The 24,548-nt window shown below is 68.0% G+C and carries 19 protein-coding genes and 2 pseudogenes; 9 read left to right on the top strand and 12 right to left on the bottom strand.

The genetic code is table 11. From position 1 onward, the window contains the following. Positions 1 to 139 precede the first annotated feature (139 nt). The 6 genes from GBA65_RS20500 to fdhA all read right to left on the bottom strand — a co-directional run bounded on the left by GBA65_RS20500 (position 140) and on the right by fdhA (position 7,465). Positions 140 to 1,747: a solute symporter family protein gene (locus GBA65_RS20500; RefSeq protein WP_166398122.1), complete on the bottom strand. Its 1,608-nt coding sequence runs from the start codon at positions 1,745 to 1,747 to the stop codon at positions 140 to 142. 1 nt (position 1,748) lies between these two features. Continuing rightward, positions 1,749 to 2,063, bottom strand: a complete 315-nt coding sequence (locus GBA65_RS20495) for a DUF485 domain-containing protein (protein WP_166398121.1) — start codon at positions 2,061 to 2,063, stop codon at positions 1,749 to 1,751. Positions 2,064 to 2,321: 258 nt separating this feature from the next. Then, on the bottom strand, positions 2,322 to 3,587 hold the full coding sequence (locus GBA65_RS20490; protein ID WP_207955980.1) for an L-lactate MFS transporter: 1,266 nt from the start codon (positions 3,585 to 3,587) through the stop codon (positions 2,322 to 2,324). A gap of 309 nt (positions 3,588 to 3,896) precedes the next feature. After that, positions 3,897 to 5,162: an L-lactate MFS transporter gene (locus tag GBA65_RS20485; RefSeq protein WP_166398120.1), complete on the bottom strand. Its 1,266-nt coding sequence runs from the start codon at positions 5,160 to 5,162 to the stop codon at positions 3,897 to 3,899. Positions 5,163 to 5,201: 39 nt separating this feature from the next. After that, positions 5,202 to 6,059 (bottom strand): formate dehydrogenase accessory sulfurtransferase FdhD, encoded by an 858-nt coding sequence (fdhD, locus tag GBA65_RS20480; RefSeq protein WP_166398119.1) that lies wholly within the window; start codon positions 6,057 to 6,059, stop codon positions 5,202 to 5,204. 191 nt (positions 6,060 to 6,250) lie between these two features. After that, on the bottom strand, positions 6,251 to 7,465 hold the full coding sequence (gene fdhA, locus GBA65_RS20475; RefSeq protein WP_166398118.1) for a formaldehyde dehydrogenase, glutathione-independent: 1,215 nt from the start codon (positions 7,463 to 7,465) through the stop codon (positions 6,251 to 6,253). Positions 7,466 to 7,865: 400 nt separating this feature from the next. Here fdhA and fdh point away from each other — a divergent pair, with 400 nt between their 5' ends. Genes fdh through nrfD form a run of 4 tightly spaced genes read left to right on the top strand, consistent with a single transcriptional unit; the run spans position 7,866 to position 13,103 of the window. After that, positions 7,866 to 10,913 carry a formate dehydrogenase gene (fdh, locus tag GBA65_RS20465; RefSeq protein ID WP_407691122.1) on the top strand — a complete coding sequence of 1,016 codons (3,048 nt, stop codon included), beginning with the start codon at positions 7,866 to 7,868 and terminating at the stop codon, positions 10,911 to 10,913. After that, positions 10,913 to 11,197: a hypothetical protein gene (locus tag GBA65_RS20460; protein ID WP_166398115.1), complete on the top strand. Its 285-nt coding sequence runs from the start codon at positions 10,913 to 10,915 to the stop codon at positions 11,195 to 11,197. The genes fdh and GBA65_RS20460 overlap by 1 nt, the downstream gene beginning before the upstream one ends. Before the next feature lie 3 nt (positions 11,198 to 11,200). Further along, positions 11,201 to 12,040: a 4Fe-4S dicluster domain-containing protein gene (locus GBA65_RS20455; protein ID WP_166398114.1), complete on the top strand. Its 840-nt coding sequence runs from the start codon at positions 11,201 to 11,203 to the stop codon at positions 12,038 to 12,040. A 10-nt stretch (positions 12,041 to 12,050) separates the two neighbouring features. Then, entirely contained in the window at positions 12,051 to 13,103 is a 1,053-nt protein-coding gene (nrfD, locus tag GBA65_RS20450; protein WP_166398113.1) for an NrfD/PsrC family molybdoenzyme membrane anchor subunit, read from the top strand. 273 nt (positions 13,104 to 13,376) lie between these two features. Here nrfD and GBA65_RS20445 read toward each other — a convergent pair whose 3' ends face one another. From GBA65_RS20445 to GBA65_RS20420, 5 genes and pseudogenes are all read right to left on the bottom strand, one after another. After that, positions 13,377 to 13,778, bottom strand: a complete 402-nt coding sequence (locus GBA65_RS20445; RefSeq protein ID WP_166398112.1) for a (R)-mandelonitrile lyase — start codon at positions 13,776 to 13,778, stop codon at positions 13,377 to 13,379. A 112-nt stretch (positions 13,779 to 13,890) separates the two neighbouring features. Then, the gene (locus GBA65_RS20440) at positions 13,891 to 15,564 is read right to left on the bottom strand and encodes an alkaline phosphatase D family protein (RefSeq protein WP_166398111.1); all 1,674 of its coding nucleotides are present in this window, start codon (positions 15,562 to 15,564) and stop codon (positions 13,891 to 13,893) included. A gap of 27 nt (positions 15,565 to 15,591) precedes the next feature. Further along, entirely contained in the window at positions 15,592 to 17,166 is a 1,575-nt protein-coding gene (locus tag GBA65_RS20435) for an SLC13 family permease (RefSeq protein ID WP_166398110.1), read from the bottom strand. Between the two features lie 84 nt (positions 17,167 to 17,250). Beyond that, a pseudogene (locus tag GBA65_RS24770) lies at positions 17,251 to 18,346 on the bottom strand (glutamate--cysteine ligase). A gap of 156 nt (positions 18,347 to 18,502) precedes the next feature. Next, positions 18,503 to 19,336, bottom strand: coding sequence for a hypothetical protein (locus tag GBA65_RS20420; RefSeq protein WP_166398108.1), 834 nt, complete (start codon positions 19,334 to 19,336; stop codon positions 18,503 to 18,505). A gap of 131 nt (positions 19,337 to 19,467) precedes the next feature. On the opposite strand from GBA65_RS20420, the gene GBA65_RS20415 reads away from it, so the two are divergent. After that, entirely contained in the window at positions 19,468 to 19,656 is a 189-nt protein-coding gene (locus tag GBA65_RS20415; RefSeq protein WP_166398107.1) for a hypothetical protein, read from the top strand. A 55-nt stretch (positions 19,657 to 19,711) separates the two neighbouring features. Here the strand turns inward: GBA65_RS20415 and GBA65_RS20410 are convergent, their stop codons facing one another. Continuing rightward, the gene (locus GBA65_RS20410; RefSeq protein ID WP_166398106.1) at positions 19,712 to 20,380 is read right to left on the bottom strand and encodes a DUF2225 domain-containing protein; all 669 of its coding nucleotides are present in this window, start codon (positions 20,378 to 20,380) and stop codon (positions 19,712 to 19,714) included. A 149-nt stretch (positions 20,381 to 20,529) separates the two neighbouring features. Between GBA65_RS20410 and GBA65_RS20405 the strand changes: the two genes are divergently transcribed. The 4 genes and pseudogenes from GBA65_RS20405 to GBA65_RS26905 all read left to right on the top strand — a co-directional run bounded on the left by GBA65_RS20405 (position 20,530) and on the right by GBA65_RS26905 (position 24,546). Beyond that, positions 20,530 to 20,730: a hypothetical protein gene (locus GBA65_RS20405; RefSeq protein ID WP_166398105.1), complete on the top strand. Its 201-nt coding sequence runs from the start codon at positions 20,530 to 20,532 to the stop codon at positions 20,728 to 20,730. Between the two features lie 96 nt (positions 20,731 to 20,826). Further along, positions 20,827 to 21,885 carry a BMP family lipoprotein gene (locus GBA65_RS20400; protein WP_166398104.1) on the top strand — a complete coding sequence of 353 codons (1,059 nt, stop codon included), beginning with the start codon at positions 20,827 to 20,829 and terminating at the stop codon, positions 21,883 to 21,885. Positions 21,886 to 21,912: 27 nt separating this feature from the next. Then, positions 21,913 to 23,470: pseudogene (locus GBA65_RS26910) on the top strand (ABC transporter ATP-binding protein). 80 nt (positions 23,471 to 23,550) lie between these two features. Beyond that, on the top strand, positions 23,551 to 24,546 hold the full coding sequence (locus GBA65_RS26905) for an ABC transporter permease (protein WP_407691121.1): 996 nt from the start codon (positions 23,551 to 23,553) through the stop codon (positions 24,544 to 24,546). The last annotated feature ends 2 nt before the right edge of the window (positions 24,547 to 24,548 follow it).

Raw genomic sequence — 24,548 nt, 5'->3', positions numbered from 1 at the left:
CACCCTACCGCTCATCGCCGCCGGGCAAGACGTCGCGTGGTGCCGTCTCCGCGCGCCCTGGTGGCCGCCCGCAGAACGCAAAGAGCGGGGCCCCCGTCCTGAGACGGGGGCCCCGCGGCGCTATCCTCGAAGTTTTACGCTACGTGGCGCGCGGCTGCTCCTGGGTCGGGGTCGCCTGATGAAGCTCCTTCTCTATGTTGCTGATCCCGGTCATGGAGCGGACGTAGATCTCGTCGTAGTCCGTCTGGAGGCCCGCCTCGCGCTCCCTCTCCGCGCCGCGACCGCCGAGGACGGTGCCCAGGTAGCAGCCCAGGAAGCCCAGGGGCACCGAGACCAGGGCGGGGTTCGTCAGCGGGAAGATCGCCGAGGCCCCGGTGACGATCCCCGTCTCGCCCAGGACGTTCGGGCTGATGGCCACGAGCAAGACCGCGCTCAACAGACCCGTGAGCATGCCGGTCACGGCCCCGGTCGTGTTGAACTTCTTCCAGAAGATCGTCAGCAGGATCACCGGAACGTTCGCGCTCGCCGCGACCGCGAAGGCCAGCGCCACGAGGAACGCCACGTTGAGGCCCTGGGCGAAGAGCGCCAGGACGATCGCCGCGACCGAGATGGCGACGGCCGTGATGCGGGCCATCCGGAGTTGCTCGCGCTCCGACGCGTCGCCGCCCTTGATGACGTTGGTGTAGAAGTCGTGGGCGAAGGCGCTGGAGGCCGCGAGCACGAGGCCCGCGACCACGGCCACGATGGTGGCGAACGCGACCGCCGAGACGAAGGCCAGGAAGATCGGGCCGCCCAGGGCGTCCGCGAGCTGCGGGGCCGCCGTGTTGCCGGCCGGGTTCTGGGCGGTGATCGCGTCGCGACCCACAAAGATCGTGGCGCCGTAGCCCAGGATCGGGGTCAAAAGGTAGAAGAGGCCGATGATCCAGGTCGCCGTCACGATGGAGGAGCGGGCCGTCTTCGCGTCCGGCACGGTGAGGAACCGGATCAGGATGTGCGGGAGCCCGGCCGTGCCGAGGACGAGGGCGATGTTCAAGGAGATCACGCTGAGGCTCGTGGTGAGGTCGCTCGGCGCGGGCGGGTGGAGCGCCTCGAAACCGACCTCCTGCTCGACGGCGGAGAAGAGCGCGAGCGGGTTGAAGCTGAACTGCGCGAGCACCAGGATCGAGAGCGCCAGGGTCCCCACGACCAGGAGGACGGCCTTGACGATCTGAATCCAGGTCGTCGCGATCATGCCGCCGAGCACGATGTAGACCGTCATCAGGATGCCGATGATGATCACCGAGATGGCGTAGTTGATGCCGAGCAGAAGCTGGACGAGCGCGCCCGCGCCGACAAGCTGGGCGATCATGTAGAACATGCTGATCGCGATGGTCGAGAGCGCCGCCGTCGAGCGCACGCTGCTCTTGTTGAACCGGCTGGCGAGCATGTCGGCCAGCGTGTACTTGCCGAGGTTCCTCAAGGGCTCGGCCACCAGGAGCAGCACCACGAGGTAGGCCACGAGGAAGCCGATCGAGAGGTAGAAGCCCGAGAAGCCCGACAGGGAGATCGTCCCCGCGATCCCGAGGAACGAGGCCGCCGAGAGGTAGTCGCCGGAGATGGCGAGGCCGTTCTGCCAGCCGCTGATCTTGCCGCCCGCGACGTAGTGGTCGCTGGTGGACTTGTTCTTGCGCGCCGCCCAGGCGGTGATCCCGAGCGTGAGCGCGATGATCAGACAGAAGAAGATGATCGCTATGACTCGATCGTTCACGCTACTTCACCCCTCCTTCGGCCGCCTCTTCGCGCGCTTGGTCCACGAGGTTGTCCCACTTGTTCGCCCGGTTGACGTAGACGTGCATCAGGATCCACACCATCGCGAACTGCGCGAAACCGTAGACGTAGGCCCACGTGAGCGGCCCCGCGGCCCTCGTATTTAGCACGGTGGTGAACGCCGCAAGAACCGGCAGCCCGAAAAAGAAGACCAAAAAGAAGATGGTCGCCGGGACGATGAATGCTTTCCTTTTTCGTCTTAGATCTTGAAACGCCGATGTTCGCTCTACGCGAACCCACTCTTCGTGCCTATCCACAAAACCCCTTTCCCCTGTTTACCGCGCCCGTGAGCGCGGCCGTCGACTCCTACTCCTTCCACTTGGTGCGGCACTATATTGCAAACACAACACACGGTCAACGAGATACGAAGTACCGCGCCGGAGGCCCCGTGGGGTCGTTCCGAAGCCCCCCATTCTTCTCACGATAAAGCGGCGAACCCCCGGAGCCGTCCTGCCTCCGGGGGTTCGCCGCTTGCGCTGGTGCCACTTCCGATCCGGGGCGCGAGCCCCTGACCTTTACGCCCTGGCCTCGCCCGTCCGGGCGCCGGCGGCCTCCGGGGCTTTCGGGGGCCGCATGATGAGCGCGACGATGGCGCTGACGGCCATGATCCCGGCGATAATGTAGAAGGCCGGGGCGTAGGAGCCCGTGGAGTCGTGGACGTAGGAGATCAGGAGCGGACCCACGACGGCCGCGAAGCTCCAGGCGGTCAGCAGCAGGCCGTAGATCCTGCCGACGTTGGCCGAGCCGAAGTAGTCCGCCGCGAAAGCAGGCATCGTGCCGAAGCCGCCGCCGTAGCAGAGGAGGATGATGCAGGCGAGCGCGGTGAACACCACGTAGGAGGTGCCGATGATCGGCATCAGCACGAACAGCGCCGCCTGGATCACGAACATCGTGAAGAAGACCCACTTGCGGCCTATGGCGTCGGAGAGGGCGGCCCACAAGAATCGTCCGACGCCGTTGAAGATGGCGATGATGGAGACGAGGGCGGCGGCGGCGGCCGTGCCGGCCCCGGTGATCTCCTCGGTCATGGGCGCGGCCTCGGCGATGATCGAGATCCCGGCGGTGACGTTGAGGAAGAGCAGGGCCCACAGCGCGTACCACTGCCAGGTCCTGACCGCCGCGCCGAACTCGTAGTCTACGGCCGAGCGCTCGCTGGAGCCGCTCGTGTCGGGCTCGAACCCGGGGGGCTTGTAGCCGGCGGGCGGGTTCTTCATGAACAGGCCCGCGCCCACGACGACGACGAGGTAGGCGATGCCCAGAACGGCGAAGGTCGAGAAGAGCCCCACGGACTCGATGAGCCGCGGCGCGATCTGGGCCGCGAGGATGGCCCCGCCGCCGAACCCGGCCACGGCGATACCCGTGATGACGCCGCGCTTGTCCGGGAACCACTTGACGAGGGTCGCGATGGGCACGATGTATCCCAGCCCGATCCCCGCGCCCGCGATGACGCCGTAGGTCAGGTACAGCAGCGTCAAGCTGTTGTCGGCAAAGCTGGTGAGGAAGATGCCGAGCCCGTAGAGCACGCCCGACGTGATCGCGACGGTCCGCGGTCCCACCCTGCCCATCCAGATGCCGCCGGCGAAGGCCGCGAAGCCCAGCGTGAAGATCGTTATGGTAAACGCGAGGTTCACCGGAGAGACCTCGACCCCGTACGCCTCCGAGAGGGGCTTCCGGAAGACGCTCCAGCCGTAGACCGCGCCGAGCGCTAGTTGCATGACCACGCCTGCTACGGCGATTAGTACCCTGTTGCCTCCGGCCGCGCCAGATGCCTGACTTGCCAAGTTACTCCTCCGTCCACAAATAAATTAGCCGTATACGAACCGCCGGTTTCTTGCGCCACATACCTGTCGTCTTGCTACCTCCTGGTCGGGCTGCGTCGTCTCTTGGCTTGAGGGGACTCTACCCTTCGAGGGGAGACTGTACCCCTTTGGCGTGAACCCATCAAATCCGCCGCATGAGTTGGACTGACACGAACCTTTCGGGCTACCTCTGAGCCCTACCAGGTCGCAGGCTGCGTGTGGACCGGAGCGAAGGGAGAACCCCGGCGGAACGAGCGGCCGGGGTTCTGGGCTTCTACGCGAGCGGTGGCGCTACGCTCTCGCCTCTCCCGTCTGGGCGCCGGCGGCCTGAGGGGCCTTCGGGGGACGGACCACGAACGGGACGATGGAGCTGACCAGCATGAGCGCCGCGAGGATGTAGAAGGCGTTCTGGTAGCTGCCGGTAGAGTCGACGATGTAAGAGATCAGCAACGGTCCCAGGACACCGCCGAAGCTCCAGGCGGTCAGCATGAGACCGTAGATCTTGCCGACGTTCGCGGAGCCGAAGTAGTCGGCGTTGAACGCAGGCATCGTGCCGAAGCCTCCCCCGTAGCAGGAGACGATGATAAAGGCGAGGATGGCGAGCATGAAGAACGTGGTGCCGATGAGCGGAATGAGGAAGAAGCAGAGCGCCTGCAGCAGGTACATGGTCAGAAAGACCCACTTGCGGCCGATGGCATCCGAGAGCCACGCCCACAGGAACCGGCCCGCGCCGTTGGCGATGGAGATGATGCTCACGAGGCCGGCGGCGACCAGCGTGCTGACGCCCGTGATCTCCGCCGCCATCGGCGCGGCCTCGGAGATGATGGCGATGCCGGCGGTGACGTTGAGGAAGAGTAGCGCCCACAGCGCGTACCACTGCCAGGTCTTCAGGGCGCCGCCCAGCTCGTAATCCACGCCCGAGCGCTCGCTGCTCTCGTCCGTCTCCGGCTCGAACCCGGGGGGCCTGTACCCCTCGGGCGGGTTCCTCATGAAGAGCGCCGCGCCGACGACCAGGACGAGGTAGATGACGCCGAGGATCGCGAACGTCGGGAAGAGCCCGAAGCTATCGATGAGAAGCTTCGCCACCGGCGCCGTCACCAGCGCCCCCGCGCCGAAGCCCGCCACGGCGACGCCGGTGATAAAGCCGCGCTTGTCCGGGAACCACTTGACGAGGGTCGCGATGGGCACGATGTAACCGAGGCCGATCCCGACCCCGGCCAGCAGACCGTACGTCAGGTACAGGATCGTGAGGTTCTCGGTCGCGAAGCTGGCGAGGAAGATGCCGAGCCCGTAGAGCACGCCCGACGTGATCGCGACGGTCCGCGGTCCCACGCGGGCCATCCACAGGCCGCCGGCGAAGGCCGCGAAGCCGAGGGAGAATATGGCTATGCTGAACGTCAGGTTGACCGCAGAGACCGAGGTACCGTAGTTCTCCGTGAGGGGCGTTCTGAAGCTACTCCATGCATAAACCGCGCCCAACGCAACCTGCATGACCACGCCAGCTATGGCTATGAGTACCCGGTTGCCTCCGCCCGAACCGGCTGCCTGGCTTGCCATTGGCTTCCCCTTCTCCCGATCCCTACAACGGCATCACTCTCATTGCGTAATAATCCTATCAAATCCCGCATACACGTTGAAGCGGCCACCGCGCATGAAGCCCACCAGGGTCATGCCGAACTGGCGCGCGACGTCCACGGCGAGGCTGCTCGGCGCGGAGATGGCGCAGACGATGGGCACCCCGGCGGTCAGACACTTCTGCAGGATCTCGAAGGAGCTCCTCCCGCTGACCTGCACCAGATGCTCGGAGAGCGGAAGTTTCCCCTCCAGAAGCGCCCAGCCCACGAGCTTGTCGGTGGCGTTGTGCCTCCCCACGTCCTCGCGGAGCGCCAGGAGGTTCCCCCCGGCGTCGAACAGGGCCGCCGCGTGAAGCCCCCCCGTGGAGTCGAAGAGCCCCTGCCCTTCCCGCAGCTTCTCCGGCAGCGAGGTCACGACGTCGGCGTCCACCCCCGGGCCCGGCGGTATCACCGAGCAGCCGCGCAGTTCGAGCTGATCCAGGCTCTCCTTGCCGCAGACCCCGCAGGCGCTCGACGTGTAGAAGTGACGCTCGAGGGGGCGCAGGTCGTACTCGCGCCCCGGCCAGAGCTCGACGTTGACGATGTTGTACTGCTGGTCCGCGTCCACGTCGACGCAGTAGCTGATCTTCTTGATGTCGTCGCGGGAGGAGACGATCCCCTCCCCGTACAGAAAGCCCGCCGCGAGCTCGAAGTCCGAGCCGGGCGTGCGCATCGTCACCGCGACCGTCTGCTTCCGTTCGCCGGAGATCAGGCGTATCTCCATCGGCTCCTCGGTGGCGAGGACGTCCGGTCGCACCCGGGCGCGCCCGTCCTCGACCACGCGCACCCTCGTCTTGGTCTTGCTCCCGCGACGGGCCTTGGCCCCCGCTTTCTCCAGCATTCGCTCTCCACTCGTCCTTCTCGCCTATCCATGCAGGAGTGTATCAGCGTGCCGTTTTGCGGAACGAGGCGTCGGGAGGATGCTTTGCCCTCGGCCGTGCGCCGCGGGCCCGGCCCCCGCAACCGGGACGAGAGGAGGGGCCGGGAGTTTCCCGGCCCCTCCGAACCTCGCGGCCCTACGGACGCTGTCGGTTAAGCGTTGATGTAGCCGTTCGGGTTGAGGACGTACTTCTTGGCAGCACCCTTGTCGAAGTCCTGGTAGCCCTGCGGGGCCTCTTCGAGCGGGATCACCGTGGCGTTCACGGCCTTGGCGATCTGGGCCTTGTCGTACAGGATGCTCATCATGAGCTCGCGGTTGTACTGCATCACCGGGCACTGGCCGGTGAAGAACGCGTGGCTCTTCGCCCAGCCGAGGCCGAAGCGGATCTTGAGCGTCCCCTCCTGCGCCTCCGGGTCGGCCGCCCCCGGGTCGCCGGTCACGTACAGGCCCGGGATGCCCAAGGAGCCGCCCGCGCGGGTGATGGTCTGGACCTGGTTGAGGACGACCGCCGGGGCCTCCTCACCGGCCTTCGCCGACGCCTCGAAGCCGACGGCGTCGACCGCGCAGTCCACCTCGGGGATGCCGGTGATCGCGGCGATCTGCTCCGTGATCTCCCCGCCCTCGCCGACGTTGATCGTCTCGCAGCCGAAGGACCTAGCCTGCGCCAGCCTGTCGTCGTTGAGGTCGCCGACGATGACCACGGAAGCACCGAGAAGCTGCGCCGAGTGGGCCGCCGCCAGGCCGACCGGGCCCGCGCCCGCCACGTAGACCGTCGAGCCGGTCGTCACCTGCGCCGTGTACGCGCCGTGGTAGCCGGTGGGGAAGATGTCGCTGAGCATCGTGAGGTCCAGGATCTTCTCGAGCGCCTGGTCCCTATCCGGGAACTTCAGGAGGTTGAAGTCCGCGAACGGCACCATCACGTAGTTGGCCTGGCCGCCCTGCCAGCCGCCCATGTCGACGTAGCCGTAGGCCGAGCCCGCGCGGGCCGGGTTCACGTTCAAGCAGACGCCGGTCTTGCGCTCCTTGCAGTTGCGGCAGCGACCGCAGGCGATGTTGAACGGCACCGAGCAGATGTCGCCCTCTTTGATGAACTGGACGTCGTCGCCGGCCTCGACGACCTCGCCCGTGATCTCGTGCCCCAGCGTCTGGCCCACCGGCGCCGTCGTCCGGCCGCGCACCATGTGCTGGTCCGAGCCGCAGATGTTGGTCGAGACGACCCTCAAGATGACCGCGTGCGGCGCCGCGGCGCTCCTGTAGTTCATCGCCTCGGCGACGTCCTGGGGCACCTCGAGCTTCGGGTAATCTATGGGCTCTACGGCCACCTCGCCCGGGCCCTTGTAGACCACTACCTTGTTCTGGTCAGCCATGCATTCCTCCTGAGATTGCTTGGATATCGGCTTGCTGAATCGTCCGTTCGCGACGCCGGCGCCTCGAGACCCCCGCCAGAAAACGGCGGTGCGCGACGCAGCCGACGACTGTTCCCTGCGGACCTCCCTTCCCTATGCTCACCACAGCTCCTCCGCTCGCACCGTAGCAAAGCCTCGAACCCGGCACAACAGCGCCGGTGCCGCCTTCAAGATTCTTAAAGAGATAGCGCACGGCTTTGTGAACGCGCAATGGTTTCGTGCGGGGTAAGTAGTGGTTACAATGGCCCCTGGGGAGAAGCAGCACCCAATATACGAAGGAAGAGAGGAGCGAGGCGTGTTCCTTAGGTTGACGGACACGGACGGCTTGTGGTCGAAGCTGAAAAACCACGTCGGCGTGAAGGTGAAGCATCCGGTCAGCGAATCGACCCGGAACCTCCGGGCACGCATCCACGACCCGGGTGTCCAAAAGACTACGAGCGTCTGTCCGTACTGCGCGGTGGGCTGCTCGACCCTGGTGTACCACCGGGACGGACGTATCCTCGACATCGAAGGGAACCCGGAGAGCCCGATCAACGCGGGCACGCTCTGCCCGAAGGGCTCGGCGACGTACGGGATGCACGTCTCGCCGCACCGCTGGACGACCGTAAAATATCGCAGGCCCTACTCCGAGGAGTGGGAGGATCTCGACCTCGAGACGGCGATGGACATGATCGCCGAGCGTCTCAAGAACTCCCGCGACAACAACTGGCAGGAGAAGCAGGAAGACGGTAATCCCCTCAACCACTGCAAGGCCGTCGCCTCCATCGGCGGTGCGGCCATCGACAACGAGGAGAACTACCTCATCACCAAGCTCTTCCACACGATGGGCATGGTGAGGGTCACGAACCAGGCGCGCATATGACACTCCTCCACGGTGTCCGGTCTGGGCATCACGTACGGTAGGGGCGGCGCAACCTCCTCCCTCATGGACCTGCAGAACTCCGACTGCATCCTCATAGAAGGCTCCAACATGGCGGAGGCCCACCCCGTGGGCTTCCGTCACCCGATGATCGCCAAGCGCAAGGGCGCGAAGCTCATCCACGTCGACCCGCGCTTCACGCGTACTTCGGCGCTCTGCGACATCTACGCGCCGATCCGTCCGGGGACGGACATCGCGTTCCTCGGCGGGCTCGTCAACTACGTCATCCAGAACGAGGCGTACTTCAAGGAGTACGTCGTCAACTACACCAACGCCCCGACGCTCCTCTCCGAGGACTACGAGGACATGGACGACACGGGCATCTTCGTCGGCTGGGACGAGCAGAAGCGCACCTACGACTTCAACAAGTGGCGCTACGAGGGGATGCCGATCTCCCCGGCCGTCGGCGGCTCGCAGGGTGCGATCACCGGCGAGGCGTACTCCAACCGGGTCGGCCAGTACGACGGGGCCGGCGAGTTCCCGACCGACCCGACGTTGCAGCACCCGCGCTCGGTCTTCCAGGTCCTCAAGCGCCACTTCTCCCGCTACACCCCGGAGATGGTCGAGAAGGTCTGCGGCACGCCGAAGGAGTCGTTCCTCGAGGTCGCCAAGACGATCTGCGAGAACTCCAACCCCGACCGGACCACCTCGATCTGCTACTCCGTCGGCTGGACCCAGCACTCCAAGGGCGCCCAGCTTATCCGGACCTCGGCGATCCTCCAGCTTCTGCTGGGGAACATGGGGCGTCCGGGCGGCGGGATCATGGCGCTGCGCGGCCACGCGACCATCCAGGGCTCGACGGACATCGCGACGCTCTACAACATCCTCCCGGGCTACGTCGCCATCCCCGACGCGAACAAGACGCACAACACCTGGAAGGAGTACCTGGAGACCGAGACCGCCCACACGGGCTGGTGGAGCAACTTCCCCAAGTACGCCACGAGCATCATGAAGGCGTGGTACGGGGACGCGGCGACCCCGGAGAACGACTTCCTCTTCGACAAGTTCGTGCGCATCAACGGCGACCACTCCTACTACCCGACCATCATGGCGATGAAGGACAAGGAGGAGGGGCAGGGCGTCGAGGGCGCGTTCGTCTTCGGGCAGAACTTCGCCGTCGGCGGCCCGCACGCGCGCCTGGCGCGCGACGGACTGCGGAACCTCGACTACCTCGTCGTCCTCGACGCGTTCGACATCGAGACGAGCGGGGTGTGGAAGCTCGACGGCGTGGATCCAAAGACCGTCGGGGTCGAGGTCTTCTTTATGCCGGCGGCGCTCGTCGCCGAGAAGGACGGGACCTTTACCCAGACCCAGCGCATGGTCCAGTGGCACGACAAGTCCGTCGATCCGCCGGACGACGCGCGTAGCGACGCGTGGTTCGTGTACCACCTGGGGCGCAGGATCAAGGAGCTCTACAAGGACTCCACCGACCCGCGCGACGAGCTTATCCAGGCGATGACGTGGGATTACGGGCACGAGGGCGACCGGCAGGAGCCGATCATCGACAACGTCCTCCGGGAGATCAACGGCTACACCGTCGCCGACAAGAAGCCGATCAACTCCTTCGTCCAGCTCAAGGAAGACGGGACGACCGCCTGCGGGGCCTGGATCTACTGCGGCATCTACAAGGACGGCGAGAACCAGGCGAAGAACCGCGAGTTCGGTGAGGCCCCGCACGCCAACTGGGGCTGGGCGTGGCCGCTCAACCGGCGCATCCTCTACAACCGCGCTTCGGCCGACCCGAGCGGGAAGCCCTGGAGCGAGCGCAAGAAGCTCGTGTGGTGGAACGAGGAAGAAGAGAAGTGGAACGGGATCGACGTCCCCGACTTCGAGCCCGCAAAGAACCCGGATTACCGCGCCGACCCCAGCGCGGTCGGGCAGGCCGCGATCTCCGGAAACTCGCCGTTCATCGTCAACGCCGACGGCAAGGGCTGGCTCTTCGCGCCCGGCGGCCTCAAGGACGGCCCGCTCCCGGTCCACTACGAGCCGCTCGAGTCGCCGGTGCAGAACCTCATGTACAAGCAGCAGTACGACCCCGGCGTCAAAAAGTACGACCGGCCGGACAACCCGTACAACAAGCCCATGGACCCGAGGTACCCGTACTCGATCACGACGTACAGGCTCACCGAGCACCACACCACCGGGGCGATGAGCCGCTGGATCCCGTGGCTCGGCGAGCTCCAGCCCGAGTCGTTCGCGGAGATCTCCACGGAGCTCGCCGCCGAGAAGGGCATCGAGAACCTCGACGACATCACGGTCATCACGAGCCGCGGCAAGCTGCACACCAGGGCGCTCGTCACCGACCGCATCCCGGTCTACGACTTCGACGGGCAGAAGCTGCACACGATCGGCCTCCCGTACCACTTCGGCCCGAACGGGCTGGTCACGGGCGGGTTCGTCAACGACCTGATGCCGGTCAGCCTGGAGGCGAACGTCTCCATCCACGAGGCCAAGGCCTTCACCTGCAACATGGAGAAGGGGCACCTGTAGTGGCGACGATCGAGGAGAGGCGCAGCCGCGAGGCCATGAACCACGAGCTGATGAAGCTCGCGGTCTGGCTCTCCGAGCACCCGAAGGCGGTCAGGAAGAACCTCAAGCCGATACGGACCGCCGTCATGCTGGAACCCGGGGTTTATTGGAACTCCGGGGTCCGCATGATCGAGCGGCTGTACAGCCCGCAGCACGTCGCCCTCGGCCACAGGATGTACCGCATAAGCCACGATCCCGCGGCCCCGGTCGAGGAGATCCGGCGCAAAGTCCTAGAAGGGAAGTAACGAGTGGCGACAGGATTCCTGACCGACACCACGGTCTGCATAGGCTGTAAGGCCTGCGAGGTTGCCTGCAAGCAGTGGAACCAGCTCCCGGCCGACGGCTACAACCTCACCGGAGCCTCCTACGACAACACGGGCCACCTCTCCGGCACCACCTGGCGGCACGTGGCGTTCATCGAGAACCCCAAAAAGCAGCGCCGCCTCTCCGGCGACGTCGACCTCATAGCGCTCGCCGAGGACGTCACCGAGACGCTCCCCGGCAACGCCGAGCTCGACGGGCTCGGGCGCTGGAACTTCATGAGCGACGTCTGCAAGCACTGCGTCGAGGCCCCCTGCCAGCAGGCGTGCCCGACCGGCGCGATCATCCGCAACGAGTTCGATAACGTGTACATCCAGCCGGACGTCTGCAACGGCTGCGGCTACTGCGTCCCGGCCTGCCCCTACGGCGTCATCACCCAGGTGCCGAACGACGGGCGCGCCTTCAAATGCACGCTCTGCTACGACCGCCAGCGCGACGGCCTGGAGCCCGCCTGCGCCAAGGCGTGTCCGACGAACTCGATCATGTTCGGGGACGTCGAGGACCTGAAGGTGATCGCGGCCGAGCGCGTCGCTACCCTGCACGCCAAGGGCTACGACAACGCCTTCGTCTACGGCACGCCCGAGGTCGGCGGCACCGGCGGCATCGGCGGCAACCACTCCAAGTTCATCCTCATGGACGACCCGGAGACCTACAACCTGCCGCGCCACCCGTTCATGCCGCAGGTAAAGGTAAAGGGCGCGTTCGTGGCGAGCTCCATCGCCGCCGCCGCCCTCACCGCCGTCGTCGCGCTGGCGTTCAGGGACTAGAGGGGGGCATATGAGCGACATCTCCAGCGAGGCCCTGGCGGCGGGGAGGGGGGAACAGAACGGGAAGGTCCAGACCTCCCACCACCCCAAGACCGACCCCAAGCAGGACGAGAAGAAGGGCTACTACGGGATACCGCCGATCAAGCGGGCCCACTGGACGTGGCAGATCCCGGTGTACTTCTGGCTCGGCGGCATCACGGCCGGCGTCGCGCTCTTCACGGCCGTGAGCAAGCTCGTCGGCAAGGAGGACCCGGCGGTGACGAGGCTCGGCCGCTACTTCGCGGTCGTCTCCATGATCCTGAGCCCGGTACTCCTGATCTGGGACCTCGGCCGCCCGGAGCGCTTCCTGAACATGATGCGCATCTGGAAGCTGCGCTCGCCGATGTCCAACCAGAGCTGGTCGCTCGTCGCCTACGGCAACGTCAGCGGCATCCTCATGCTGAAGCAGGCCGCCGAGGACGGGCTCCTGGGCCGCGGGGGGATCGCGAGGCTCGTCGCCAGGCTCGTTCCCCATCGCGTGCTCCAGGTGCTGGCGCTCCCGCTCGCGCTCTTTATAGGGTCGAACACGGGGACGCTCCTCAGCGCGACCTCCGTCCCGATCTGGGCGCGCAACTGGATGCTCATGGGGCCGACGTTTCTCGCCTCCGGCGTCTCGACCGGGCTCTCGTTTATCTCGCTCGTCCTGAACCTGCTCCGCACCGGCCGCAAGGACACGCACCACACGCTCCAGCGGGCGGAGAAGGTAATGCTGCTCGTGGAGTCGGGGCTCATCGCGGCCTCCCTGGCGCGCATGAGCCGCTGGGGCAAGCCGCTCGTCACCGGGAAGATCGGGGCGCTCTTCGTCGGCGGCACCCTTATCGGCGGCATCGCGGCCCCGCTGGCGCTGCTCTCGGGCAAGGAGACCCGCAACAAGAGCATGCTGACCTCGGTCCTCGTCCTGCTCGGCGGCCTCGCGTTCCGCTTCGCCGTCGTCCTCGCCGGCCGCAAGAGCGCCGACGACCCGCAGGCGTACTTCAGCTTCACCCGCGGCGAGAACGCCCCACAACCCGGGGACAAGATCTAGGATTCTTAGGTAGTAGTCCGGGGTCGGGCAGGAGCCCGGCCCCCCTCCCTTTGCCGCGAGCCCCTCACCGAGGCGTACGCCCGCGGCCTGAGCCGGAGCACCGAGATCCTTCGGTCGGCAAGAAGCTGCCCCGGCTCGAAACGCGCATCCGAGACGCTCACCTCGACCGACGTTCGGTGTGGCACCGGGAACGGACGGGGCGAGCGGGGCCGTCGCTGCTCCGTCTACCTTACGTCCGGTCCTTGCCTGCGCTCGGTTCGTGCGTCCGTTCGGCTACCCCTCTGCCCCGTACTCCTCGTCGGTGACCGGTTCCTGCCAGCCGGTGCCGCCGTCCGAGGTTGCGGCGGGGTTGATCGCCAGGTGCAGCATGGGGTTGTCGGGGGCGGCTCCGTGCCAGTGCCGCTCGCCGGGGGCGAAGTAGACGACGTCGCCGGGCCCTATCTCGACGATCTCGCCACCCTCCTTCTGGGCGCGTCCGGTGCCGGTGATGACGTGGAGGATCTGCCCCTCCGGGTGCGTGTGCCAGCGGGTGCGCGCGCCGGGCTCGAAGAGGACGCGGGAGACGGCGACGTCCGGGGACCCTTCCGGTGGCGAGGCGTCCCGCCAGACGGTGCCGGTGAACCACTCGCCCGGTCCACGCTGCGACTGTGCGCCTATCGCCGGTATTACCCTCACGGTCGGTCTCCTTCTCTTATGGGCGGCCCCGCTTCCGGGGCCGGCTCGTTTGCCTTGCTCGCGGTGTCGCCGGTGCGCGAAACCGCGTCGCTACGTCCAGGTGCGGCGTACTCTACGCGAGGCGGCGGTCGAGTACCCTGCTGAGGTGCACCTCTCGGGGATCCTCCGTCCCCGCGGGGACGGTCTTGCGGATCTCGAGCCGCGCCTCGCGCCCCCGCATCTCGATGGCGCCGACGTGGTTGTCGAAGCAGGGCCTCCCGTGGGTGAGGCGCCACCGGATGCCCGACCGGCCCACCCCTGCGGCGCGGGCGAGGGCCTCGAAGATGGCCTCCCCGGCGCGCGACCAGCCGAAGAGCATGGCGAGGCGCTCCGGGGTGCCTAAAGTGTTGCGCAGGGGCGAGCAGACCGCCTGGTAAACGGCGCTCGCGAGGTTCGGAGCGTCCTCGAGCTCGGCCTCGGCGAGGTAGCCGTGGTGGACGTCGCCGGAGAGCAGGACGATGGAGGCCGGCGGGCGCCCGCGCTCCCCGGAGCCGACCTCCCTCAGCAGGCCCACGAGGGCGTCGAAGGAGGAGCGGAAGGCGCTCCAGTGCTCGAGGTCGATGGCTTGTCGGAGCACCTCGCCGACCGGTGCGGCGGCCCGGCCCCAGGCGCCGGCGCAAACCGCCTCGTTCCAGGACTCGGCGTGGTGGAGGCCGGGGGGGAGGAGGACCGGCAGGGAGGTGCCGATGAGGAGGTGGTCGAAGGAGCCCGTGGCCTTCTCTTCCAGCCAGGCCCACTCCTCGGGGTCCAGTATCGATCTGCGGCCCTCTTCGAGCATCCTCCCCGCCCGGGTGTCCACGACGAGGAGGCGGGTGTTGCCGAAGTCCCTGTGGTAGCTCCAGCGGCTCCCCTCGGGCTCCCGGTCCGTCTTGCGGGCGAACTCGCGCAGGATCGGACCGGCGTCCTCGGATGTGCGTACCCTCGCGAAGAGCTCGTCGCCCCGCAGCTCGTCCGGCGAGAGGTTGCCGATGTGCTGGTAGATCCAGTAGGACATGAACCCGCCGGTAATGCGCTCGTGCCACCAAGGCTTCCGGCGCATCTTCTCGAGCCAAGCCAAGGAGGTGTTCCAGTCGTCGTGCACGTCGTGGTCGTCGAAGATCGTGGCGACCGGGACGGTGGAGAGGAGCCAGCGGAGGACCGGCTCGCTCCACGCGTCCCAGTAGAGGTGCGTGTACTCCTGGAAGTCCGCGACGGTGTAGCCGGGCTCGCCGCTCGTGCCGCGCCGGGAGCGGATAAACCCGCGCGTCCCCGGCGAGACCTCGTCGGCGTAGATCTGGTCCCCCAGCATGAGCAGGGCGTCGGGCCAGCGCTCCTGCGGCTTGTCGAGCATCTCTTGCGCCAGGGCGTGCAGGGCGTCCGCACCACGGCCACGCTTGTCCCGCTTCTTGGTCAGGGTGTACGGGGCCTCGTTGGGCAGCGAGATGCGGCAGGAGCCGAAAACGATCCCGAAGGGCGTCTCGGGGTCGTGGGCGCGGATGGTGCTGGGCGGAAAGGCCGAGCCGGGCTCGGGCCAGCGGTGTTCGCCGTCGAGGAGGACCTCGTAGGGGTAGACCTCGCCGGGCGAGAGGCCGGTGACGTGGACGAGGGCGTAGTAGTGGCCCTCGACGTGGAAGGTGCGGGCGCGGTGCGAGGCGCCGTCGCCGACCCGCACCTCGACCTCGCAGGCGCCCTCCGTCTCGACCCAGACCGTCGCCTCGCTCGTCCCCGCGTAGCGGAGGAGCGGGCCGAGTACCAGGCCGGGGCTCACGGCGGCGGCTCTACCGTCGTGCCCGTCTTACGCGAGGCCGGTGACGCGGGCCATGATCGGGATAAGCGCAACGATAAGCAAGATCCCTATGATATCGAAGACGATCCCGGAGCGGACCATCTTGGTGATCGGGATCATGCCGGAGCCGTAGACGACGGCGTTCTGCGGCGTGGAGACGGGCATCATGAAGCCGAAGGAGGCGCCGAAGACCGCGGCGAGCGCCGGGATGACCGGGTCGAGCCCCGCGGCGGCGGCGATGGGGATGACGATCGGCACGACGATCGTCGCCGACGCCGTGTTGGAGGTGGTCTCGGAGATCAGGATGGCGATGAGCGCGGAGACCCCGGCGACCGCGAGCAGGCTCGTAACGCCCAGGGTGTTGGCGATGCCGTTGCCGATCACGTCGGCGAGCCCGGTCGAGGAGAGCAGCGTGCCGAGCGCGATGCCGCAGCCGAAGAGGATCACCGTGCCCCAGTCTATGCGCACCGCCTGGTTCCAGTTCATGGTGAAGCGTCGGTCGCGCCAGCTTACGGGGAGGATGAAGAGGAGGGCGGCGGCGATGATCGCCACCGTCCCCTCGTCGAGGCGGTCGGTGACGGCGCCGTAGACGGCCGAATCCTGGCCGAGCACGAGCGCGAGGACGCCGGGGAGGACCCAGAGCGAGACGGCCACGCCGAAGACGATGAGGGTGTTGCGCTCCCCGCGCGAGAGCCCGCCGAGCTCGCCGCGCTGCTCGTTGATGTAGCTCTCCGCGCCGGAGATGCGGCGGACCTCGGGGCGGTTCAGCAGGATCAGGATGACGCACAGCGCCGCGAACATGATCAGGCAGATCGGGGCGGCGGTCGCGACCCAGCCGAAGAACGTGATGGTGGCGTCGGTCTCCTGCTCGATAAACTCGATGCCGATGAGGTTCGGCGGGGTGCCGATGGGCGTCAGGAGGCCGCCGACCCCCGCGCCGTAGGAGATCATGAGCATCAGCGCCGTGCCGAAGCGCAGGCGGCTCGGGTCGGCCCCCTCGGAGCCCTCGGCCTGCTCGCTGACGAGGCCGCCCAAAGCGCCCATCATCCCCAGGCCTATCGGCAGGAGCATGGCGGCCGTCGCGGTGTTCGAGATGAACGCGCTGATCAGCGCCGCGATCGCGCCGAAGGCGATGATCACGCCGTAGGTAGACTTCGCCACGCCCGGCAGCGAGAGCACGCGGAAGGCGAACCGCCTATCTAGCCCGTGGGTCATCATGGCCTGGGCGATGATGAACGCCCCGATAAACAGAAAGATCGTATCCGAAGAGAACGACCCGTAGACGTCGTCGCTGGAGGCGACCCCGAAGACGACGCACATCGCCAGGGCGAGGATGGCGGTCACCGGGATGGGCACGGCCTCGGAGAGCCAGTAGACGATGGTGAAGGCCAGGATGGCGGCGAGGGTCTGCTGCGCGGGCTCCAGGGGCAGGGGAGCGAAGTACATGGTGAGAAACACCAGCGGTCCTATGAATAGCCCCAGCGTCTGGCGTGCCCGCTCGAACCGCTCCTCGGCCGGGCTCAGGACCTCCCTCTGCTCGTCCAGGGTCCGGTACGTACCGCCCGGCCTCACTGTATCGGCCACGTATTCCTCCTCCGAGTTGTCTCCCTTACCCTTCTTCGGAGCGGAAGCATACCACCTTGCTTAAGGGCGCGCTGCGCCCTTGGATCAGCCCGGGACCACGCCGAGCGTGTGCTCCGCCACCGCCTTTAGGGAGCCCCGCTTGGCGAAGACGGCGCGCTGCCGCTCCGCGCCCGAGCCGCCGTCCACGATCCCCAGCACCCCCTCCAACTCCTCCTCGCACCCCAGCTCCCCGGAGATCGGGCGCAGCCTCCGGACGAGGTCGCGTGCCTCCTCCCTCGCCCCCGCGGCGCGTCCGGTGGCGAAGTCGTGGAAGGTGGCGTCGAGGCCGTAGCGCGTGGCGCGCCACTTGTTCTCGTTCGTGAGGAGCGGGTCTTCGGGGACGAACGCTTCTTCTGCCGAGTGGGCGACGAGGCACTGGATGAGGGCGGCGAGGGCGCCGGTATTGGCGGGGTTTGTCTGGGCGTCGAGGGCCCGCACCTCCACGGTGCCGAACCTGGGGTGGGGCCGGACGTCCCACCAGCACCAGGTGTAGTCCGGGATGCTCCCGGCGGCGACCAGCGCCTCGACGTGCCCCTCGAACTCCCCCCAGGTGCGGAAGGCCGGGGGGAGCCCCGAGCGCGGGAAGAGGTCGAAGATCTTGATGCGCGTGGAGGCGAGGCGAGTATCTTGTCCACGCCAGAAGGGGAGTTGGCCGAGAGGGCTAAAAGGAGCGGCACCCTCCTCGCGAGGGCGCCGACCGCGCGTATCGCCGCCTCCTCGTCCGGGACCGCGACGTGGACGTGCAGCCCGAAGATGGCCTGCGTCCTCGCCACCCAGCCCATCTCCTCCTCGACCCTCCGGTAGTGCTCCCCTCGGCGACCGGCCCGTCGGACGGGTCGCTGAACGGGTGCGCCCCCGCCGCCGCAAGCCGCGCCCCGCCCCCCTCGGCGAGCGCCCTCATGCGGCGCCTGAGCCCCGGCAGCCCGGCCGCCAGCTCGGAGACCGTCCGGTAGACCGGCGAGCGCATCTCGAAGCAGGAACTCGAAAGCTCCGAGGTGGCCAGGCCCTCGTCGTTCGGCCCCCTGGCCGCGAGCACCCCCTGGATGAGCGGGGCCAGGCCCAGCGTCCCGGGGTCCAGGAGCTGAAACTCCTCCTCGATGCCGACGGTGTACGGCGCGGAAGCGCCAAAGCTCGTCTCCATCCGCCCACTGTAGCAGCACGGCGACGCCCGTTTGCCTACCCTTTACGGCCGTAGCCCCCCGGTTCCCCGCTCGACCACGGGGAGACCAAGGCGTTGGAGGAGGATCAGGGGGCCGCGGAGGAGGGGTTGGCCGGGATCACGGGTGCCCGGCGTCCGTCAGCGGACGCCGGGCCTGCGGTTGAGCACCGCCTGGATGCGCCGGGCCTCTTCGAGGTCGCGTACGGCGTCCCAGAGCTTGCCCTCCGGCACCGTGTTGTGCCAGTGGTCCGACCTGTATCCGTAGCGCCGCTTGAGGGTACGGACGGAGTCCTTCGTGTATTGCAGGGCGAAGAGGAGCCGGCGCATCTCGTCCGCGCGGCGCGGCAACAGGTTGTGGCGGCTCTCGGTCCACCAGGAGATCTCGGGTCGCGCCTCCGCGCCCGAGGCGAGTATCAGGTTCGCCTCCCACTCCACGCGCAGGGCGTCCATCTCGAACGTCCTCGGCAGCACGCTCAGCGGCCCGAGGGAGAAGGAGTCGTCGGCGTCGAAGCCGAAGGTCTTCTCCATGAGGGTCTTCAAGCGGCCTTCCCCGAGGTTCTCGTAGCGGGAGCGGAGGGCGAGGAGCTGCTCGTCCGAGTACGCCTTGAGGCCCTGGGCCGTCGGACGTTCGGGGTCGAGGCCGCCGCGGCGGAGGACCCTGGAGAAGGCCTTGTGCGAGCTCAGGCTCTTCAAGAGCCAGACGGCGTAGCCCCCGAGCCCGAGGACCAGCCCGACCGCCATCGAGGCGTAGAACGCCTCCGGCGGCGGCGCGACGCCCTGTCCCTCGACCAGGCGCGCCCCGAAGATGTTGTAGAAGAGGACCACGGCGGTCGTCGTGGCGACGAAGACGGTGAAGCCGAAGATCATGAACGCCCCGAGCCGCCTGAGCGGCGGGACGCACGAGGAGGCGAGGCCCTCCCACGCAATCCTCTCCTCGGCCGTTCCGAAAGAAGCTGTCCTCGTCCTCTCCACGAGCAGGAGTATAGACGCAACCCCCGCCGCCGGTTGAGTTAGAGATCACGGGGCGCCGGGAGCCGCGCGCGTTTCGCCCCACACGAGCCCGGGTAGGCCGCTTGCGGGACGTCAACCACGAGAAAGGCCGCATGGAAGAGCAGGGCAAGTTCGGAGCCCCCAGGAAGACGGAAGCCCCGGAGCGTTCCGGGGAGTCGGGGATCATCATATTCGGCGGGGGCGGGAGGTCGGGGCCGGGCTGCCTTTTCTGGATCCTGATCAGCGTCATCCTCAGCGTGACGCTGACGGTGATCGGCAACCTGCTCTTCGTGGTGTTCTAGGGAGACCCCGCAAGCACGCTGATCTCCCGTCCGGCCTTCGCCGCGACGGGCCCGGTCAGGCCGCCTGTTCCCTGGCGAGCTTCGTCTGATCTCGTATCAGGCGATCCAGCCACGCGAGGGCCGGGTCTTCTTCCACGACGCGGCCGGCGTTGACGTACCAGTTGAGGGCCTCGCGGTGGTTGCCGAGGCGGCGGTTGAGCTCGCCGACGAGGTAGGTGGTGATCGCCAGCTCGCGCCCGGCGAGCGCCTCTTCCTTGAGCGCCCGGATAAAGTACCGGACGGCCCGCAGCTGGAAGGTGCTCTCGAAGGGGCTCTCCCCCTCCTTGCGGCAGACCCAGGAGGCGCGCAGGCAGAGGTCGCCGAGCTCGCGGGTCGGGAGGGCGCGCTCCTGGCCGCAGATCTCGGCGGCGTGGAAGGCGAGCCAGGGGGGCGGGCTCGCGCGGAAGACGCGCAGGAGGCCGTCCTCCTTCAGGCGCTCCTCCAGGCCGTAGAGCTCGGGGCCCGAGGGGTCTATCTCGTCGAAGTCTCCGCGGGCCGCGAACGAGCAGGCCGGGCACATCGTGACCTCGCTCTGGATGATGCGCGAGCCGTCGGAGAGGCGGCCGGGGAACTTGGGGCAGAGGTCCGCCTCGCGCCCGACCGTCGCGTACGTCGTTATGCGCGACGCCCTGAACACGTACCGGCACACCGGGCACTGGGTGTAGATCTGCTCGACCCTAGCCACGGGCGCAAGCTCCGAGAGATGGAAGGCGCAAGCTTCTGGATTCGACCCCCAAAGTCTTTCGAGTTTACCATAAGCCCCGCGAGCCCCCGCCCGACGCCTGTATACTCCGCGGGGAGCGCGTTGTGGGGTATCTCTAGGGGGACGAGGCTTTGGAGAGGCGCACCAAGAGCGAGGCGGAGGTAGCGTTGGAGCTTATGCGCGTCGTCCTGGAGCAGGCCGGCAACCGGCGCCTCTCGCCGACCCGGACCCTCGCCCTCTACCACCTCTGCAAAGAGGCCGTCGCCTACGCCCCGGAGGGCCCCGTAACGGCCGACTACCTCGAAGAGAACCTCAAGAAGCTCCTCCAATGAGCGGCCGTTAGCGGCCGGGTCCCCGTCGTATCTCTGCCCGGAAGCGTTCCTCTATAATGTGGCCGGTCAGGATACTTTCGGAAGGGAGATCGTCGTATGCGCAACCCCAAGCTGCTCGGGCTGATGTTGATCGCGGCGCTCGCCGCGGCAGGTTGCGGCGGCGGGGGTGGCGGCGGCGAGGGTGGCGGCGGGGGAGGCGGCGAGGAGGCCGTGCGCGCGGCCATCGTCACGGACGTCGGGGGCCTCGGCGACCAGAGCTTCAACGACTCGGCGAACGCGGGGCTGGAGCGGGCCGGCGAGGAGCTAGGCGCCGAGACGGACGTTCTCGAGTCCGGCTCGCCGACGGACTACGACAGCAACCTCACGCAGCTCGCCGAGAACGGCTTCTCGCCCGTCTTCGCCGTCGGGTTCCTGATGACCGACTCCGTGACCTCCATCGCCCCGCAGTTCCCGGACACGAACTTCGCGATCATCGACTCCGTGGTCGAGGCGGACAACGTGGCGAGCCTGACCTTCCGGGAGGGCGAGGGCGGCTACCTCGCGGGCGTCGTCGCGGGCCTCATGACGCAGGAGGACACCGACTACACCACCTCCGAGGAGAACGTCGTCGGCTTCCTCGGCGGGCAGGAGGGCGCGCCGCCGGTCCAGAAGTTCCAGGCGGGCTACGAGGCCGGGGTCGAGGCGGTCTGCCCGGACTGCGAGGTCATCGCGCAGTACGTCGGCAGCACGCCGGAGGCCTTCAACGACCCGGCGCGCGGGCGTGAGATCTCCCTGCAGCAGATCGACGGGGGCGCGGACATCATCTTCCACGGCGCCGGCGCCTCGGGCGCGGGCCTCTTCGAGGCGGCCACCGACGAGGGGATCTTCGCCATCGGGGTCGACTCCGACCAGGCCCAGATCGTCCCCGACGCCCCGATCCTCACGAGCGCCCTCAAGCGGGTGGACAACGCGGTCTTCCAGACCATCGAGCAGGCCCAGAACGGCGAGTTCCCCGGCGGCCAGGTCGTCGAGTTCGGCCTCGCGGAGGACGGCCTCGGGCTCGCGCCGTTCAGGCGGTTCGACGATCAGGTGCCCCAGCCCGTCAAGGACCAGATCGACGAGGCCCGCCAAGGGATCATAGACGGCGAGATCACCATCCCCGACGCCCCGCAGTAGGGGACGAGTAGGGAGCGGTTCCTCGGGATGGCCGAGACGCGCACGAGGGGTAACGGCCCGGGCGCCCCGAAGGTCCTCGAGATGAGGGGTGTCACGAAGACCTTCGGGACCGTCACGGCCAACGACGACGTCTCGCTGGCGCTGCACCGCGGCGAGATCCTGGGCCTCCTCGGCGAGAACGGGGCGGGGAAGTCCACCCTGATGAAGATTCTGTACGGCCTGTACAGGCCGGACTGGGGGACGATCTTCGTGGACGGCGAAGAGGCCCAGATTCGCGACCCGAAGGACGCGGTGCGGCGCGGCATCGGGATGGTGCACCAGCACTTCACCCTGATCCCGCCGCTCACCGTCGCCGAGAACATCGTGCTCGGCGCGGAGCCCAGAAAGGGCGGGGCCCTCGACCTCGATCGGGCCGTCAGGGAGACGGAGGCCCTCTCGGAACGCTACGGCCTGAGGGTCGACCCGCGGGCGCGCGTCGCGGACCTCTCCGTGGGGGTGCAGCAGAGGGTCGAGATCCTCAAGGCCCTCTACCGCGACGCCCGCATCCTGATCCTGGACGAGCCGACGGCGGTCCTCACGCCGCAGGAGACCGAGGACCTCTTCCGGACGCTCGGGGAGCTCGTCCGGGACGGGCTCTCCATCATCCTCATCACGCACAAGCTCGGCGAGCTCCTGGGCGTCTCCGACAACATCACCATCATCCGCGACGGCCGCGTCGTCGACACTGTGAAGACCTCGGAGACGAGCGAGGGAGCCCTCGCCCGCCTGATGGTCGGGCGCGAGGTCCTGCTGCGCGTCGAGAAGGGGGAGAGCGCGGCCGGGGAGCCGCGTCTCGCGGCGGAGGGGCTCGTCGTGGCGTCGAGCACCGGGGCGACGGCGGTACACGGGGTGGACCTGACGATCCGGGCGGGCGAGATCCTGGGCGTGGCGGGCGTCGACGGGAACGGCCAGGTCGAGCTGGCCGAGGCCCTGGCCGGCACGCGCCCCGCCCAGGAGGGCCGGGTCTACCTCGACGGCGAGGACGTGACGTCTCTGGGGGCCGACGCGCGCCAGGAGCGGGGGCTCGCCTACGTCCCCGAGGACCGCTCCCGGAAGGGGCTCGTCCAGGACTTCTCCCTGTGGGAGAACAACGCGCTGAAGACCTACGACGAGCCGCCGTTCTCCGGCAGGCTGGGCCGCATCTTCCCGAAGATCATGCGCCGGCGCGCCGCCGAGAACCTCAAAGCCTACGACGTGCGCCCGAGCGACCCGGACGCGCGGGCGGGGTCGCTCTCCGGGGGGAACCAGCAGAAGGCGATCCTCGCCCGCGAGCTCTCCGGCGACCCCGGGGCGATCATCGCCGCCCAGCCCACCCGGGGGTGGACGTCGGCGCCATCGAGTTCATCCACCGCCAGCTTCTCGAGCAGCGCGGGGAGGGAAGGCGATCCTGCTCATCTCGCTGGAGCTCGAGGAGGTCCGCTCCCTCTCGGACAGGATCGTGGTGATGTACGACGGCCGGATCGTCGGCGAGGTCGGGCCAGACGCCACGGACGAGGAGCTCGGCCTCCTCATGGCGGGGCGGGGGAGCGGGGTAGGGGGGCGTTGACCAGGCGCCTGCTGACGGGGGCCGGCGGGGCGCTGCTCTTCCCGGCGCTCGCGATCCTGATCTCCTTCGCCATCGGGGCCGTGATCATCCTCGCCACCGGCAACAACCCCATCGCGGCCTACTCGGCCCTCATCTCGGGCGCCTTCGGGAGCCCGGCCGCCATCGGACGGACGCTCGTGAACACCACGCCCCTGATCTTCACGGGCCTCGCGGTGGCGGTGGCGTTCCGGGCGGGGCTGTTCAACATCGGCGGGGAGGGGCAGTTCTACATCGGGGCCGTCACGGCGGCCTGGCTCGGGGTCTCCTTGGGCTTTCTCGGACCCGTCGCGCTCCCTGTAGTCCTCGCCGCGTGCGTCGTCACTGGCTTTCTCTGGGGGGTCATCCCGGGGGTCTTGAAGGCCTACTTCGGGGCGCACGAGGTGATCACGACGATCATGCTGAACTACGTGGCCATCTACCTGACGGTCTACCTGGCGCTGAACCCGTTGAGCGGCGGCGGGCTCGTCCCCGGCACGGGGAACGTCGCCGCGGCGGCTCGCGTCCCCGTCCTCGGCTTCGGCCTCGGGCGGGCGAACCTCGGCATCGTTCTGGCGCTCGTGGCGGTGGTCGTGGCGTACCTCCTCTTGTGGCGGACGAAGAAGGGCTTCCAGCTCCGGACCGTCGGGCTCTCGCCGGGGGCGGCAAATTACGCGGGCATCCCCATCGGCAGGAACGTGGTGCTCGCGATCGCCATCGGCGCGGCGTTTGCGGGCCTCGGGGGCGGGGTGGAGGTGATGGGGGTGTACGGCAAGATGGCCGTCCCGTTCGTCGCCAACGTGGGCTTCAACGGGATCGGGGTGGCGCTGTTGGGGAGGACGCACCCGTTCGGGGTCGTCTTCGGGGCGCTCGTCTTCGGGGCGCTCTTCTCGGGGGCGCAGGAGATGCAGTTCCAGACGGACGTGCCGCTCGACCTCAGCGAGGTGCTGCTCGCCGTGATCCTGCTCTTCGTAACGGCCACGAAGCTCGTGGAGTTTATCCTCGGCAAGCGCGCCCGGACCCTGGCCTCCGGGACCCGGCTGGAGAGGGGGCTTGGGTAGGG

The sequence above is a fragment of the Rubrobacter marinus genome, from assembly GCF_011492965.1.
GTDB classification, from domain to species: Bacteria; Actinomycetota; Rubrobacteria; order Rubrobacterales; family Rubrobacteraceae; genus Rubrobacter_F; species Rubrobacter_F marinus.
This window is presented reverse-complemented; position numbering and strand designations above follow the sequence as displayed.